Origin of the sequence: Ottowia thiooxydans DSM 14619 (assembly GCF_000422885.1) — a bacterium.
Classification (GTDB): Bacteria; Pseudomonadota; Gammaproteobacteria; order Burkholderiales; family Burkholderiaceae_C; genus Ottowia; species Ottowia thiooxydans.
In genome coordinates, this window is the sequence record NZ_AUGX01000027.1 from 49,098 (window position 1) to 63,117 (window position 14,020).

Below are 14,020 nucleotides of genomic sequence, written 5' to 3' on the forward strand. Positions count from 1 at the left end.
TTTTGTAATTTAGACTGGTATCCAATGGGATGAGTATTGCGGGCCCTCAGACTGGGGTGTTGCCTTTGGTGCAATGATCTGTACAGGCAACGGCATCGGCGAATCGACTCCAACAAGGATTGCTTCGCCTTGGCCTAATGTAGGCAAGAACGCAGCAGCGGAAGCATCCATGTTTCCACAGGCCCTCTCAACAACTTGCCTGTCTTTTTCGTTAATTAGACGATGGACAATAAACATCCCCATTTGACTGAGCACATCTTCAGGAATATCTCTCGGACGTTGGGTTGCCAGCACTGCGGTCAATCCATATTTTCGTCCCTCTTTGGCAATCACACCGAATGACTCCAGAGACACCCTGCTGTATTCATCCCCCAGTGATTTGTCCAAGAACTGGTGAGCTTCATCAAGAATTACTACAGTTGGGTTGGCTCGGAAAGACCCTGTCCGCGCCAGTTTTAATAGATAACGACCGATGGCATTGGTTACTAATTCCCGTGTATTGTGTTCAAAGGGCAAATCCTCCATTGAAATTCTAAGAACTGCATCCTTGGAACTCAAAAATTCAGTAATTACATTAGGCAATGCGGTTAGTGAATCAGGCTTGAATATGCACGCCATAAATGGAGACTTCAAGGTTGTTTCAATCCGTGCAATTAGACTGATGCAATAGGTGAGTTCGTTGCTCGCATCGCCCCATTTGGAATGATCTTTACCGAAATTTGCGGACGGATAAACACACTCCTCTTGAATTTGTCTTGCCAACAAATGAATCGCATAGGACGTATTCTCAGCATCTAACTGGGCAGCATTTGCAGTCAAAGCATCTTCGACTGGCTTTTTGCTTTGATTGATCTTGGGCAAATAGCCATTTGGTGCAAGTTGTGGGCATAGTGAAGCTAGCTTTAGACTGCGCAGTGCCTCGCGCAATTTCGGTGCTTGGGAAGCACCTGTTGGATTAAAAAGTACGAACACGTCGGACTCGTTCAGTTGATTGAAGGGGTATCCGACGAATTCACGCTTGTCATCCGCGTTGACAGACTGGCCTCCTAAATGGACGTGGCGAACGCCATCCTTCAATGCTTTGAATTCGCCAGTCGCGTCGAACAGGATGGCTTTTCCATTGAGACGAACAATTTCCTCAGCAATCCTTGCTACTGTCCAACTTTTCCCGCCTCCCGTTGTGCCTAAGACAGCACAATGCCTACCGAATAGTGCTTCGGGTGCAAGCGATACCATCGTATTCAATGAATCAGGTAGAAATGCAAGCCGGACACTCCGGTCAGACTCGTGACCTTGCTCGACAGCATGTTTGATAAGTAAAGGGTGCGCGGAAAATACGTGTTGTGCGATGCGGGGATGTGCTGGAATTCCGCGAACGGCCTTACCCGTGGCGAGTTCAAGTGACGTGAGTAACTGAATTAGGCCAACTGGATTGGCATCACTGTCAGTATCGGCGGTTGGCTCCACCGACAATCTATCGCGTTCCGGTAGCTTTACTTCGGTGATGCGTCCGACAATAGCGTGCTCTTCACTTTCGATCAGAACGAATTCGCCGACTTGCCCCGCTGGCATGGAATAACCAGCATGATGGTCGGAAACGGGAGATGTGGCGTGAGGTAAATTTACCCTAACGGTGCTCGGGTCAACTTGACAAACTGTACCAATGTAACGAGCCGGGTCAAATGGCGCTATTGGAAGCCCGCTCACTTTGAGCCTCCTTCAATCATGCGCATTCGAGCCATATGTTTCTCAAGGTCGGTTTCAGCAGCCATGTCTGGAATTTCTCTGGTGACATCTTCAAATGTCCCGTTCAGAAATGTCAGCCTAGCATCGCCCTGATCCATCATTTGAATAATCTTTTTGAGAAATGGATTGTTATTTGCTGAACCTGGATTTGTCTTTAGTTCATCATCTTCATTCAATTCATTTTTTTCGCCACCATCTTGAATGTGTTTGTGGGCATCAATCTGCCTGACCAGAACGGGATCAACCACCACAACTTTCAAACCGAGATTAGACCGAATTGCAGACAAAATGGGTTCAGCTATGTGGTTGTCGTTGAATCCAAACCCGACAATTACCAATCCTGTATTCGGTTCACGTAATGCTGTTTGGAAAGCCGCCATCATTTCAAGATAGGGCTGTGAAAATGCTTGCTCATACTTGCTGCTGCGGGGATAAATCAGCAAGGGTTTGTCTGTGTCGTGCTTCTTTTCAATGTCACCTTCGCATCGCTCCCAATCAATAGAGCCATGTAATTTGTAGAGGTGAAAAACATTCGGAATAAAGGCGGATGCATCACCTTCAGAACCTCGTCTCACAATGTCGTAAGTGAAATATACAGGGTCGAACGTCGGTGGCAATGTGGGCGAAAAACCATCAATCACGACAAAGCGCCCGTCTTTGGCCGCACGCTCAAAGCAAAGATCGTAATTTGTAGTGAAGATTTTTGCTCGACCTTTGCCTGACGAACGACGTGCAATTCTCTGAAGAAATGCGCTGTGTACTGGCAGGGCATCAGCGGGGGTTAAAAAGTTGACGGCTGTACGTATTTCCTTTTCAGCCAATGTAATGAAGTCCTGAAGTGCTTTCAGTTCAGCATCACGCAGGAAGTTTTCAGCGACTTTGCATTCAGACAGCAGTTCCTCAATGTTTTCACTACCAGTCGTGTGCCGCACACTTGCTAGGAGTTTCGTCCATAGACCGTTATCTGTTGGGTCGTATGCGACCTTGACACGCTTCCACAGGTCGGGCATCGTCGGAGCTTTTCGCGTAGTTGGATTTGAGTCGTCCATAACGCATAGCGATGTGCCAAGGCCTGATAAGACTACTAGATTCTGGCAACGGATAACCTCAGACAGCGCACGCTGAATTTGTTCTGTTGCAACATCACGATCTGGTTTCTTTTCCTCCATATTCAAAAGGCTGGGAGTCTTTGGAGAGAGCCAAGATTTATTGGTGTAGGCAGACCTAATTTTCATGATGTTTTCTTTCGCCTCGATTACGTCATCAGTTTTTGGACGAGGGATGGCAATATGGCATCCGATATGGGGCTTTGTTCAGCGCGTTTTTCTGCCGATTTTTCTAGTGCATTTTTAAGTTCGACAAACTGGCGTTGAACTGCAAGCGTTGGAGCAGGTACTGTCAGCCCCATCAATGCATCTGCTGTCAATGTTCTATTCCGTGCAGCCGTACCGGGCGATGCGGCATACACTTTGGCGAAGCCTTCGTCAGTCGTGAAGTAGTAGTGCAGATAGGCAGAAAGCGCCAAAATTGGGTTCGCTTCGCACGTCAGCATTCGATGATTTCCAACGCACTCGTTATGACCAGTATTTGCTATAGCGATACCTTTTTCCCACGCCATGATGTTGCTAAAAATAAGATCATCGGCATTGACTTGATAGAGCTTTTGCCAAGTGAACTCTGCACCTGTGACCGTTCGGCGAATGAATGCCCCTTTGAAGAAGCTACGCACTCCAAGCTCTGAGTAGTTTGATTCTGGGTTGATTTTTACCTCGCGCCTGACCAAAGGAGCAACCTCGCTCATGGGCAACCATCGTGCCTTTGCTAACGTTTCCTGAAATCGAACAGCAAGCAGGCTGGCAATGTCACGGTCAATAGACGAGCGCAGCTTGTCGGCTGCCTGTAATTGCTGCTGTACCGTGTCAATCTGGATAACGATTCTTTGCTGCTCTTTCGTTTCAGGAATTTGAATTTCAAGCCGTAAGAATTCATCCTCCTTCAAGCGAACACGGTTGGTGGTGCCCTCACTTGCTCGGGCGCACAAGTCAACGAAGGCTGGTGTACGGCAAAGCCAGCCCATGTATTGCGGCAGGATGTGTTCATGATTGACTTCGAACAACGGAAAGTCGTTCGTCACGAGTGCGCCGTCAAGGGACTCTGGGACAATGCCCATTGCGCCATTCCGGGCATCAATACGTGATGCAATGAACTGATTTTTTCGAGCAATAAATCGTCGCCCATTGACCGCCGCCCCGCTTATTCGACCGCGCTCTAAAACGCCTTTTCCCCATAGTCGAATGGTGATCTCCTTGTACTCAGCATCAGCGGCGGGTTGTGCCGCTTCACCTGAGCGAGTGAGCAGGTCGCCCAACTTATGTTGTTGCCAAGCCTTGGTCATACAGGAGCCTTCAACAATGCCTGTACCTGTTCCATGATTCCAATGATTTGCCGCTCTTTGTCCAGGATGCTGGCAACAAGCAGTTCAGGCGGCAGGTGCGTGATGTCTTCTTTTGCCGTGGGATTCTTGCGGTCAAGGTTGCAACCGTTTGCCAGAATATCTTTGGCAGGAATTTGCCATGCCTGTGCATTCACTTCGCGCTGTTTCCACCATGCCAGCAGTCCGCCAAATTCTTCAAATTGGAGCGGCTGGGTCTTGGTGTAGTTCTTGCGGCCCTCTGGCAATGGTTGCTCATAGAACCAAACATCTTTGGTAGCGCCGCTACGCTCAAAGAACAGCAGGTTGGCAGGGATGTTGGTGTAGGGGGCAAAAACACCGTTGGGCAAGCGCACGATGGTGTGCAAGTTGAATTCGGTCAGCAGCTCCTGCTTGATGCGGCCACAGATGCCGTCTGCAAACAGTGTTCCATTGGGCACGACGACGGCGGCACGGCCAGCAGGTCGCTTACGCAACTTGCGCATGATGAGTTGCAGGAACAGCAAGGCGGTTTCGGCGGTCTGTTTGTCATCGGGGAAGTTGCCCAAGATGCCGCGCTCTTCTTCGCCACCAAACGGTGGGTTCGACAGAATCACATCCACCCGTTCGCGGTCGCCGATTTCTTTGAGTGGAAAGCGCAGGGCGTTGCCAGGGTCGATGTCGGGGGACTCCAAGCCATGCAGCAGCAGATTCATATTCACCAGCAGGTAGGGCAGTGGCTTCGCTTCGCAGCCTTGGATGCTGCTTTGCTGTAGCTGTTTGCGCTTCTGCACCGTGGTGGCTTGTTTGGCGAGATGGGTGTAGCTTTCCACCAAAAAACCGCCCGTGCCGCAGGCTGGGTCAAGTACCACTTCACCCAACTGCGGGTTGACCAGTTCCACCATCAAGCGAACCACGGGGCGCGGGGTGTAGAACTCACCCGCATCCCCAGCCGCATCGCGCATTTCGCGCAGCAGGGTTTCATAGGTGCGGCCAAGCACTTCCAGTTCCTCGCTGGCGTTGAAGTGAATGCCGTCCAGTTTGGTCAGCACATCCCGCAGCAGGTAGCCGTTAATCATGCGGTTGACCATGCCGCGAAACACGGCGGCAATGGTGTCGCGTCGGTCATGCGACTTGGTGCCTTGCAGTTCGCGCAGGTACTTGAACAAGCCGGGGCCGCGTGAGCCGTCTGGGCGCATGGCTTCATCTTGGTTGATGAAGGCAATCAGCGTGTCGCCCGTCAAACCCTCTTTGGTGGCACCCCAGTCACGCCAGCGGTAGGGCGCTTCAATGGCAGGTTTGAACTTTTCGCCAGCGAGTTGGCTTTCGGCTTCACGCACCTGCTCATGGTCGTCCAGAAATTTCAGGAACATCATCCATGTGAGCATGGGCAGACGGTCGCCATCGCCATTCAATCCCTTGTCCTTGCGCATGATGTCGCGTGCGGACTTGATGATGGAGCCGAGTTGCTGGGCTGTGGTTTGCGGTTGGGTGGTCTTCTTGGTCGCCATCAGTTCGTTCTTATTCTTGGTCGGAACCAGCAGTTTCAGGGATATACACGCGACGCAAAGGGATCAGCCCTTTGTACTTGGAGTCGAGTTGTTCGTAGTGTTCAAGAATCAGTTGAACGAGGGATTCACCGTCAATCAGGCGCAGATTGGATTTGGCGCGTGCAAATTGGACAGCTTGATTGGTGAACGTGCCCAACGTAACGAAAAGCCCAAACTCGGTTGGCGCGACCTTGCCGTAAAGCTGAGAAATCACAGGATCACCGATGCTGCCAACAGAGCTTTTCACTTGCACTTTAATGATGGGCGGCTCGAAACCAAGCTCATCCTTGTGCGCCACGATGTCAATACCACCATCGACACCGGGCGGTGAAACGCGGGTGCGGTAGCCCATCGTTTGCAATAGGTTGCCTACAAAGTCCGCGAACGGGTGTCCCTTGGTTTCTTGTGCCAGCACCTTGAGAATGAAGTCGCTCGTCGTTTCTTCAACATCGTGCTTTACTTCAGCAACTGTCTGATCTTCTATGGCTGGAACTGGCTTTGAAGCTGTTTTTGAATCCAAGGCAGACAAAAACTCGTCGGCATATGTCTTAACAGTGAACAAGGAAAGTGCGGAACCAATTTCGTACAAAGCACCTTGAGAAAAATGGGTGCGTGGAACCTCCTTTATCCATTCCACCGTCCGCTGTTGGGGATAGCCATTGGACTGGGACGAAACATACTTGTATTCGCCAGTGATCTTGCCAAGATGTATCGTGCGCGACCGCTTTGCAGGAAACGCAACCAAATCACCGACCTTCATTTCATGAACGAAGCGGAAAAGTTGCCCCGCTGATGCTGGAATGCTGGTCGGTTTTACGTCAGGGTATTTACTGGCGTAGTAGGCTTTGAATGCTTCTCGGTTGTCCCCAATTGCCTTTAGGTCACCAATGGCTTCCCAGCCAAGTGCGATCACTTTTTTGTTTAGAAACAGGGATTCAGCTTCACCGGAGCGACCAGCATGAATTCCCCAAAGCGTGATGTTGTCGTCCATTGTTGTCCTATGCGTAAAGTAGTTGACTCAGGCCATTCACGGCATTGCGCAGTTCGTCTGCACCACCAAACTTGGCCGCAATTTCCATCGCGTTACCGTGGTCAGAAATAGGCGCAATGCGCAACGCATCAGGCAAGCGCAACTGGTCGGTGCCGTTTTCGGTGTACCTGTCCAGTAGCTCATTCAAAATCTGCCGTGCCTCTTCGCCGTACTGGTCAAAGAAGTCTGACTTGTCACGGCGCAGCTTTTCAGCACGCTGGCGGCGTGTCAGTAGCGGGGCGTTGAAAGCCACATGGCACAGCAAGTCCAGCAGATCGGCATCAGGCTGGTTGGTTTGCTCGACCAGTTGGGAGAGGTCAATGCCACGGTCGGCCAGTTGAGCGATCAGTGCGTCGCGTGTGGCGGGGTCTTTCCAGTGGGTTGCCAAGTCTTCAGGCGAGCGGTACAGCACGCGCACTTTTTCAGCGGTGTAGTCCGAGAACTGCACCATGCGCAAGTTGTTGCCGTCGGCATCCAGTTCGTAAACGAGGTGGGCGGCAATTTCAACAAGGCCACCATCCACATAGAACTTGCGTCGTTCATCCAGCGCCGGGTCGTTCACGCCTTGCGGTTGACCGGGTTCGATGGGCGGGTACTCTTCGTTTTGCTGCTGGTCAAACTCGACCACATGCTCAGGCTTCACCACTTGCCCTGCTTCATTGGCAGCTTCTTCCATGACTTGGGCGGCATGGCCATCAAAGTCGGGGTCGGCAAACATTCGGGTGGCTGACCCGGTGTAATCGAGGATGTCGAAGAACAACTTGTTGTAGTCCTCTCGCACCCGTGTACCGCGCCCGATGATCTGTTTGAATTCGCTCATGGAGCCGATGACGCGCACCAGCACCACATTCTTGACCGTGGGGGCATCCACACCCGTGGTCAGCATCTGTGATGAAGTCAAAATTGTCGGCGTGGACTGATTCGTTTCCAAGTCCTGAAAACGTGACAGGTGGCCACGACCAATATCACCCTCAGCAGCCGTCACGCGGCACACATAATTTGGGTTCTGCGCCACCAAATCAGCATTCAGGTTGGACAGGGCACGGCGCATTTCATCGGCGTGTTCCTGATCGACGCAAAACACAATGGTCTTGGCAAAGCGGTCGGTGCGCTTGAGGTAATCGGTCAAGTGCTGCGCCACGGCTTCGGTACGCGCCTTCAGACTGACCAGCCGCTCAAAGTCTTTGGTGTGGTATTCCTCGTCCGGTATCTCGTTGCCATAGCGGTCAAGCTGGCCGCGTGTGGGTCGCCAACCCGCTGCATCAAAGGTGGTGATGACGCGATGCACACGGTACGGTGCCAAGAAGCCGTCTTCAATACCCTGCTTGAGCGAGTATTCGTACAACGGTTGGCCGAAGTAGGCGTAGGTATCACGCGACTCTTCACGCAAGGGGGTGGCCGTAAGCCCAAGCTGAAAGGCTGGCTCAAACCACTCCAGAATCTCGCGCCAGGTTGAATCCGCTCGGCTGGAACCACGATGGCACTCGTCAATGATGATGAGGTCGAAGTAATCTGGCGAATACTCTTTGTACAGGCCGGGGCGGCGTTCATCTTCGGCAATGGCCTGATAGGTCGAGAAGTAGATTTCACGGCCTTTGACGGCATCGCCGTTTTCGATCTTCCAGCGGGCATCACCAAAGATGGCAAAGGTCTTGTCTTTCGGGTCGTCCACCAAGATGTTGCGGTCTGCCAGAAACAGCACCCGTGTCTTGCGCGTGGGGTCGGCGTCCTTGTTCCAGCCCGAATTCCACAGCTTCCATACGATGTGAAAGGCAGTTGGCGTTTTGCCCGTGCCAGTCGCCATCGTTAGCAAGATGCGCTTTTGCCCCGAAAGAATCGCGCTGACCGTCCTGTTGATGGCAATTTCTTGGTAGTACCGTGGAGGCTTGCCCGTGCTGTGGTTCAGCGACTGGAGCATGGTCTTGACGGCAACTGCGCTGGTCAGTGGCGTGCCTACTGTTTGTCGGTGCCAAAGTTCATCCGGCGTGGGATAGTGGTCTATCTTTTGCTCGATGCCAGTCAAAAAGTCGAATTCGATGATTTCGCGGCCATTGGTGGCGTAGGCAAACTTGAGCCCGAGAATTTCGGCATAGTCTTTAGCTTGCTGCAAACCGTCGCCTGCTGGTGCCTTGTACGGTTTGGCTTCAACGACTGCCAAAGTCAGGTCACGACGGTAGCGGAGCAAGTAATCGGCACGTTTTCCTTCACGCCGTTTGGCGGTGCGGCCAGTGAGCACGATGCGACCGTCGGTAAAGCTGCGCTGTTCGGCGATTTCAAAAGGGCTATCACCCCAACCAGCCGCTTGAATGGCTGGTGTCACATACTCGCGGCAGGTATCTGCTTCGCTGAACTCAAATGGGTTCGGTTGACTGTGATGGCTCATGCACGCTCCATCGGCTTGGCCAACAGTTGCTCAGCTTCTCGCACCGCAGCGATTTGCGCCGTTGTCAACTTCGGTTGTGGCGTGGCCGATTTCAATAAAGTCAGCAAGTCGCCCATGACACGCTCATGCTCACGGTACTGGAACAACCGAGCAGCAGAAAGCAGTGCGCCTTCTGGCTTGCCGTGTCGCGTAATAACAATCTCTTTTCCGGCCTGCACATCATCCAAATGTTTGGACATGCCAGTGCGCACCTCGAAGAAGGGCATGAGTTCGTCAGTTGAGAATTTCATGGCTTTGACCGTGGTTTATGGTGCTCAGAATATTGGTCATATTTTACGTCACATCGTCCAAATAGGCAAAATTTCAGAAAATCCCAGAAATTGCTCAAAATTTAAGCAAGTTCACCGTTTCAGTGCTTTGGCCGGTACTTGTCCATGAAGCACTTTTTTCTCCGTTTTGGGGCCGTCAAAGTGGCTGTTTAGGGGGTAAAAACACCACTTTTAAACGCTCAACTGACTGTTTTTGATGGCTTTTATGTCGAAAATCGTCTAAAATATACGCATTGGTAGCCAATTTCGAGAAATAACGGTTTTTTGACCGAGTTTTCATGATCGGCAGCCGATGCCAAGCAAGCTCCGTTCACAACGATTTTTGGCTTGCCTGAGCCGCCCCAAGCGTTCTGTTTGAGGCCGTCGCCCAACACCACCGGGCGGCACTGAAATCACCCCGCACTAGAGCACCTTCCAGCGTGTTCCTGACGCCCCCAAAGCATCGGGATGTTTTGTCACGTCTGTGCTTGTCTGCATCCCTGAAACCCTGACCGATCCTGTGCCACCGCCAGCCCATGACGGGCGCAGCGATGACTGGGGATTTGGAGAAAACCATGTGCCTCGATGAATCCTTGAACAAAGCTTTCGACACCATCCGCGAGTACGCCAGCTTCGACAGTCATAGCCTTGTGCCTCACCCTGCGAACCTGAAGTTTCAGGCCACTGAGGAACGCCGTGCCATGCACCGACTGGGCACCCATTTGGCCGAGACTGTGTGCAGCCTTGACAGCGAAGACCTGCAATATGCAGCCCACGTCGTCAAGCGCCATTTCTGGAAGGAACTGGGACTGTCGCAGCCGCCCGAACTGGCAACTGAAGTGCCCCGTTTTCTGCTCAAGCCTGACCACAAGGTGGAGCCGCGAACAGCCCCGCTAGAACTGGCATCCCAACTGGTGGCGGTGCGCGTGTCGGAAACATCCGTGCTGTGCATCGTCTCGTCGAAGCTGGCGCTGTTGCAAAAGCTACTGAATCTGCCCGATTCAGCCATGAGGTTCCTGATTTTGGCCTATGCCAATAACTGCCGCCACAGCCTGACCAAAGACGATTCAAGCGGCCTGTCGCTGGCACTGAGTTACATCGGCATAGAAGGCGACGACCATCGTAATCGTGCGGTCGCTGTTTTGCTGGATGTTCCGCTTGCCGAGGTTGAAGCCATGTTCCTGCCGCCGATCACCATGACCGCGTTGCGGTTCGTCGATGTGCATGTCTTCAACAAAGCACGATGCCTGCGCAGTGTGTTCACTCTGTCTGACGAATTTGTCCCGCTGCTGGAAACGCCTCATCTGGGCCACGCTGCTGTGTTGGCGCGGATTCTTGAACCCGTGCATGACCTTGACACCGTAGATGATGGAACTACGCCCATCGGCTACCTGTACGAAATCATGCCCAGCCAGATCGCAGAGTGTTACGAGCGAACTGTTCTGAATCGTCCCCTGCTGTACCAGCACGTTCACCACTTGGTCGAATGGTTCACGGGCGGTTTGTCGCTGCCAGTGGAGGCGTGTTACGCGCTCCATAGCCGTCTGACTTTTGAGTCAATCCGCGATGCGATCAAACGCGCTGCGTTGGACTGCTGCACGGCGAACAGGCGATTGGATGCACATGCAATTTTGAAAGCTCTGTTTGCAGCTTCGGGCGATGTGCCGTTTGGTTCAGCTATCGGCGGTGAGGGTTGAAAAGTGCAACAGCAAGCCCCCGCAGTTCTCGACCCCAACGAAGCACCGGAAGGCTTCATTGCGGTGCTCAAAAGCGATGTAGTAACTGGCAGCCTTGGCAACATCTGCCGAGCATGTGACTGGCGCAGCGCGTGCAACGGCTTTGAACACCGCTGCATGCCCTACACGGTTATCAGCAGCAGAGACGGGCGCGAACTCAAACGTCTGGACGGTTGCAGCGTCGTCTTCAAACGCCGCGCCACTCCCGATGAAGCGCCGAACAGCTAACGCAGTTCACACAGAACCGACGCCCTGATTTCTCTCAAAGACGAAGTATCGGATAGCTCATGCCGAGGCTTTGTCACGTCCGCAATTTACGTCCACTTTTTTAACAACAAGGAGAAGACCATGACCAACAACCAAGACAACCAAACCGACACGGCGCAAGCAAAGCCGCCAGTGACCATCATCACCAACGCCGCCAAGTTTCAACTGGGTCAATGTGTAGCCACACCGGGCGCACTTGCACTGTTGGAGAAGACCGGATTCAGTGCAGCGTTCCTTATCAATCGCCATCTTCATAGTTCATGGGGCGATGTGTGCAAAGAGGATGCTGAACTTAATGAAATGGCACTCAAAGACGGCTCCCGAATCATGTCGGTTTACCGCTTGGTTTCGCCCGAAAAGCTGAAAGCAACGCCGCGTTCAAAGCGGTCGGCACTTCAGACGGTATGGGTAATAACTGATGCCGCAGATGACGATGGAGTCAGGCGCTGCACCACAGTTCTGCTTCCAGAGGACTACTGACATGACGGCATACAAATCGAAATCCAGTGCTGTCGTTTCGTATCGGTTCCAACGCTACTTTCACACGCTGCAAACTGGGCATTACCTGCTCAAACAAGCCAAGCGGCAAGACCCAGTGCGGGTGTTCTTCCAGCAGGGCGATATTGATGGGGCATGCGGCATCCATGTGTTCGCTGCCGTCATGGTTCTGTTTGACCTGGCCAAGAGTGTTGCCCTGCAAGACATGCCCAAGCGAAAGTACGGTGTGCCAGCCGAAGTCTGGGCGGTTTTTCAGCACACGTTTTTCACTGGCGTTCACGCACATGAATTCGTGACTCTGGTTGACTCCCTCAAACTACCGCTGAACTTGACACTTCGTGAAAGCAAAGACAGCGGTTTAGACCGCTGGGTGGTGGACTGCTTGATGCGCGGTGAACTGGTTGCCATCGTGACAGCCAATGCGAAGAATTCAAAGTTCAAGCACTGGTCACTGGCACTTGGAATAGAAGGCTTGGTGACAGGACGTGAAACCAGACCAGACACGATCTTGCTGCTTGACCCATCTGCCAGCGAACCGAGCTACAGGCCACATAACGCAAGGCTTCGCGTGCCGATCACTGGCCCCGGTAGTCGTGCCGGAAAGTCTGCCGACGAACTAAGCCAATCGAACAAAAGAAACGCCACGAGCAAGCCCATTCACTGGCTATACGAGTCGGGTGACTTTGCGACGGAGCAAGTGCGCTTGGTGTCAGCGGTTCGGTTCAGGTACGCCGACTGGACTTGACGGGCTTGGCTGGTGCAGCGGTTTTGGCGGCGCGTCGTGCCAACTTCTGCGCAGGCTTGTCCAGCGTGGCTTGGTTAGCACGGCGCTTGTCGCCACCTTCAGCCACTGGCTTCATGGTGGCCGTGATGCCCTCAAAAAGCGTTGGCAGTGTGATGCCCAACGAGTAACACAGGGTAGCCAGCGTCAGCAGGGAAGGGTTCACGTATCCGCACTCAATTTTGCTGATCCTAGACCGCTCAACTTCCGCGTCATACGCCAAATCGACTTGAGTTTTCTTTGCTGCTTCGCGGTGCCGCTTGAGGTTCTGACCCAGTGCAAGCGTCACCGGATTGGGGAGAAGACTTGTCGAACTTTCGGCACCCCGGCTGCTTTTCGGGGCTGTTGTTTTCATGCCCTAAAGGTTCGCGTAGTGTGCTTTTCAGGGAAACGTCTTAAACGACACAAGACATGAGAAAATCATGTGCCGTTTAGGACACATAAGAAGCAGATACATCAATAGGAAAAAAAGATGAAAAGAATCACAACTTGGGTAGTCTCAGGGCTGGTTGCGTCCACGACTGGTGCCGTTTTGGCTCAGAAGACTCCAAACGAGTACCAAGCTGAACTAAGCGCACAACAGGCGCAGCGTGAGTACGACGAGCAACGGGCACAGCGCCAAGCTTTGAGGGACGCGCAAAACAGCACAGCACCACAGCCGATAACGCCTGACATGTGCATCGACGGCGTTTGTGTGGAGCAAGACCTTGGGGCGATAGCCGCTAACTTGAATTGGACACCGCCAGCCAAGCCAGAGGAAATCCCGAGCAGCATGCGTAAGTCTCACGAAGATGGCATTCGCAAAGGGCTGGAAACCTGCGAGCAATCCAATAAAGCTCAGTGGGGCGGCAACGTCCGCAAGCTTTGTGACCTGCTGATCTTTGGACACCAACGCTCTAGAGCAGAACTGGTGTCTTTTTTCCGAGACAACAAGCAACCCGTCTGCGTAACTGGCGGCAAGTCGTTCCACATGGGTTTGGTAACACCACTCGGGCCGACAGGGTTTTCAGTCAGTTTTGGAAAAGACGGGCGTCCGAAGGTGGCCTCAATCACAAAGAGGTTTGACATTCCAAATAAGGACGATGCAATTGAATTGAAATCTCAAATTGAGAAAAAACACCCGTATTGGAAGCTCCAAGGTGGCTCTTGGGTTACCCCGCCCTGGGGTGGCTATGTTCGCTACCTTGAATCTAGATCAGGAATCCACTACGAATTGCAGGCGCGAACAGGAATTTTTACGAAATCCCGCGATGAGCCCAATGAGGGTCTTTGCGCCCCCGCGCGCCAATCCATCTCAGTTCAATAAGGAAT

The 14,020-nt window shown here is 52.6% G+C and carries 13 protein-coding genes; 5 read left to right on the forward strand and 8 right to left on the reverse strand.

What is annotated here, in order from left to right; translation table 11 throughout:
• Window positions 1–9: 9 nt before the first annotated feature.
• Genes G518_RS0119255 through G518_RS35945 form a run of 7 tightly spaced genes read right to left on the reverse strand, consistent with a single transcriptional unit; the run spans window position 10 to window position 9,409 of the window.
• Complete coding sequence (locus tag G518_RS0119255) at window positions 10–1,707, reverse strand: ATP-binding protein (protein WP_028603936.1); 1,698 nt, start codon at window positions 1,705–1,707, stop codon at window positions 10–12.
• The gene (locus tag G518_RS0119260) at window positions 1,704–2,981 is read right to left on the reverse strand and encodes an SIR2 family protein (protein WP_028603937.1); all 1,278 of its coding nucleotides are present in this window, start codon (window positions 2,979–2,981) and stop codon (window positions 1,704–1,706) included. The genes G518_RS0119255 and G518_RS0119260 overlap by 4 nt, the downstream gene beginning before the upstream one ends.
• A 20-nt stretch (window positions 2,982–3,001) precedes the next feature.
• On the reverse strand, window positions 3,002–4,141 hold the full coding sequence (locus G518_RS0119265) for a restriction endonuclease subunit S domain-containing protein (protein ID WP_036595322.1): 1,140 nt from the start codon (window positions 4,139–4,141) through the stop codon (window positions 3,002–3,004).
• Window positions 4,138–5,667 carry a class I SAM-dependent DNA methyltransferase gene (locus tag G518_RS0119270; protein ID WP_028603939.1) on the reverse strand — a complete coding sequence of 510 codons (1,530 nt, stop codon included), beginning with the start codon at window positions 5,665–5,667 and terminating at the stop codon, window positions 4,138–4,140. Before G518_RS0119270 ends, G518_RS0119265 begins: the two co-directional genes overlap by 4 nt.
• A gap of 10 nt (window positions 5,668–5,677) precedes the next feature.
• Window positions 5,678–6,697, reverse strand: a complete 1,020-nt coding sequence (locus G518_RS0119275) for a restriction endonuclease (RefSeq protein WP_028603940.1) — start codon at window positions 6,695–6,697, stop codon at window positions 5,678–5,680.
• Between the two features lie 7 nt (window positions 6,698–6,704).
• Window positions 6,705–9,119, reverse strand: a complete 2,415-nt coding sequence (hsdR, locus tag G518_RS0119280; protein WP_051237052.1) for an EcoAI/FtnUII family type I restriction enzme subunit R — start codon at window positions 9,117–9,119, stop codon at window positions 6,705–6,707.
• Complete coding sequence (locus G518_RS35945; protein ID WP_084651994.1) at window positions 9,116–9,409, reverse strand: type II toxin-antitoxin system Phd/YefM family antitoxin; 294 nt, start codon at window positions 9,407–9,409, stop codon at window positions 9,116–9,118. The genes hsdR and G518_RS35945 overlap by 4 nt, the downstream gene beginning before the upstream one ends.
• A gap of 593 nt (window positions 9,410–10,002) precedes the next feature.
• On the opposite strand from G518_RS35945, the gene G518_RS0119290 reads away from it, so the two are divergent.
• The 4 genes from G518_RS0119290 to G518_RS0119305 all read left to right on the forward strand — a co-directional run bounded on the left by G518_RS0119290 (window position 10,003) and on the right by G518_RS0119305 (window position 12,673).
• Complete coding sequence (locus tag G518_RS0119290; RefSeq protein ID WP_156909465.1) at window positions 10,003–11,124, forward strand: hypothetical protein; 1,122 nt, start codon at window positions 10,003–10,005, stop codon at window positions 11,122–11,124.
• Between the two features lie 3 nt (window positions 11,125–11,127).
• Window positions 11,128–11,391, forward strand: coding sequence for a hypothetical protein (locus G518_RS0119295; RefSeq protein ID WP_028603943.1), 264 nt, complete (start codon window positions 11,128–11,130; stop codon window positions 11,389–11,391).
• Between the two features lie 120 nt (window positions 11,392–11,511).
• Window positions 11,512–11,910: a type I restriction endonuclease subunit M gene (locus tag G518_RS0119300; RefSeq protein WP_084651996.1), complete on the forward strand. Its 399-nt coding sequence runs from the start codon at window positions 11,512–11,514 to the stop codon at window positions 11,908–11,910.
• 1 nt (window position 11,911) lies between these two features.
• A complete protein-coding gene (locus G518_RS0119305; protein WP_028603945.1) occupies window positions 11,912–12,673 on the forward strand; it encodes a hypothetical protein in 762 nt (253 codons plus the stop codon).
• On the opposite strand, the gene G518_RS35950 is transcribed toward G518_RS0119305, so the two are convergent.
• A complete protein-coding gene (locus tag G518_RS35950) occupies window positions 12,651–13,064 on the reverse strand; it encodes a helix-turn-helix domain-containing protein (protein ID WP_084651998.1) in 414 nt (137 codons plus the stop codon). The two genes, G518_RS0119305 and G518_RS35950, sit on opposite strands and share 23 nt — an antisense overlap.
• Window positions 13,065–13,382: 318 nt before the next feature.
• On the opposite strand from G518_RS35950, the gene G518_RS0119315 reads away from it, so the two are divergent.
• A complete protein-coding gene (locus G518_RS0119315) occupies window positions 13,383–14,015 on the forward strand; it encodes a hypothetical protein (RefSeq protein WP_156909466.1) in 633 nt (210 codons plus the stop codon).
• Window positions 14,016–14,020: the final 5 nt, after the last annotated feature.

What these genes read in the sequence shown, in the direction of transcription:
- G518_RS0119260 (WP_028603937.1), bottom strand. Translation starts at nt 2,981, where the DNA reads ATGAAAATTAGGTCTGCCTACACCAATAAATCTTGGCTCTCTCCAAAG.
- G518_RS0119265 (WP_036595322.1), bottom strand. Translation starts at nt 4,141, where the DNA reads ATGACCAAGGCTTGGCAACAACATAAGTTGGGCGACCTGCTCACTCGC.
- G518_RS0119270 (WP_028603939.1), bottom strand. Translation starts at nt 5,667, where the DNA reads ATGGCGACCAAGAAGACCACCCAACCGCAAACCACAGCCCAGCAACTC.
- G518_RS0119275 (WP_028603940.1), bottom strand. Translation starts at nt 6,697, where the DNA reads ATGGACGACAACATCACGCTTTGGGGAATTCATGCTGGTCGCTCCGGT.
- hsdR (WP_051237052.1), bottom strand. Translation starts at nt 9,119, where the DNA reads ATGAGCCATCACAGTCAACCGAACCCATTTGAGTTCAGCGAAGCAGAT.
- G518_RS35945 (WP_084651994.1), bottom strand. Translation starts at nt 9,409, where the DNA reads ATGAAATTCTCAACTGACGAACTCATGCCCTTCTTCGAGGTGCGCACT.
- G518_RS0119290 (WP_156909465.1), top strand. Translation starts at nt 10,003, where the DNA reads ATGTGCCTCGATGAATCCTTGAACAAAGCTTTCGACACCATCCGCGAG.
- G518_RS0119300 (WP_084651996.1), top strand. Translation starts at nt 11,512, where the DNA reads ATGACCAACAACCAAGACAACCAAACCGACACGGCGCAAGCAAAGCCG.
- G518_RS0119305 (WP_028603945.1), top strand. Translation starts at nt 11,912, where the DNA reads ATGACGGCATACAAATCGAAATCCAGTGCTGTCGTTTCGTATCGGTTC.
- G518_RS35950 (WP_084651998.1), bottom strand. Translation starts at nt 13,064, where the DNA reads ATGAAAACAACAGCCCCGAAAAGCAGCCGGGGTGCCGAAAGTTCGACA.
- G518_RS0119315 (WP_156909466.1), top strand. Translation starts at nt 13,383, where the DNA reads ATGTGCATCGACGGCGTTTGTGTGGAGCAAGACCTTGGGGCGATAGCC.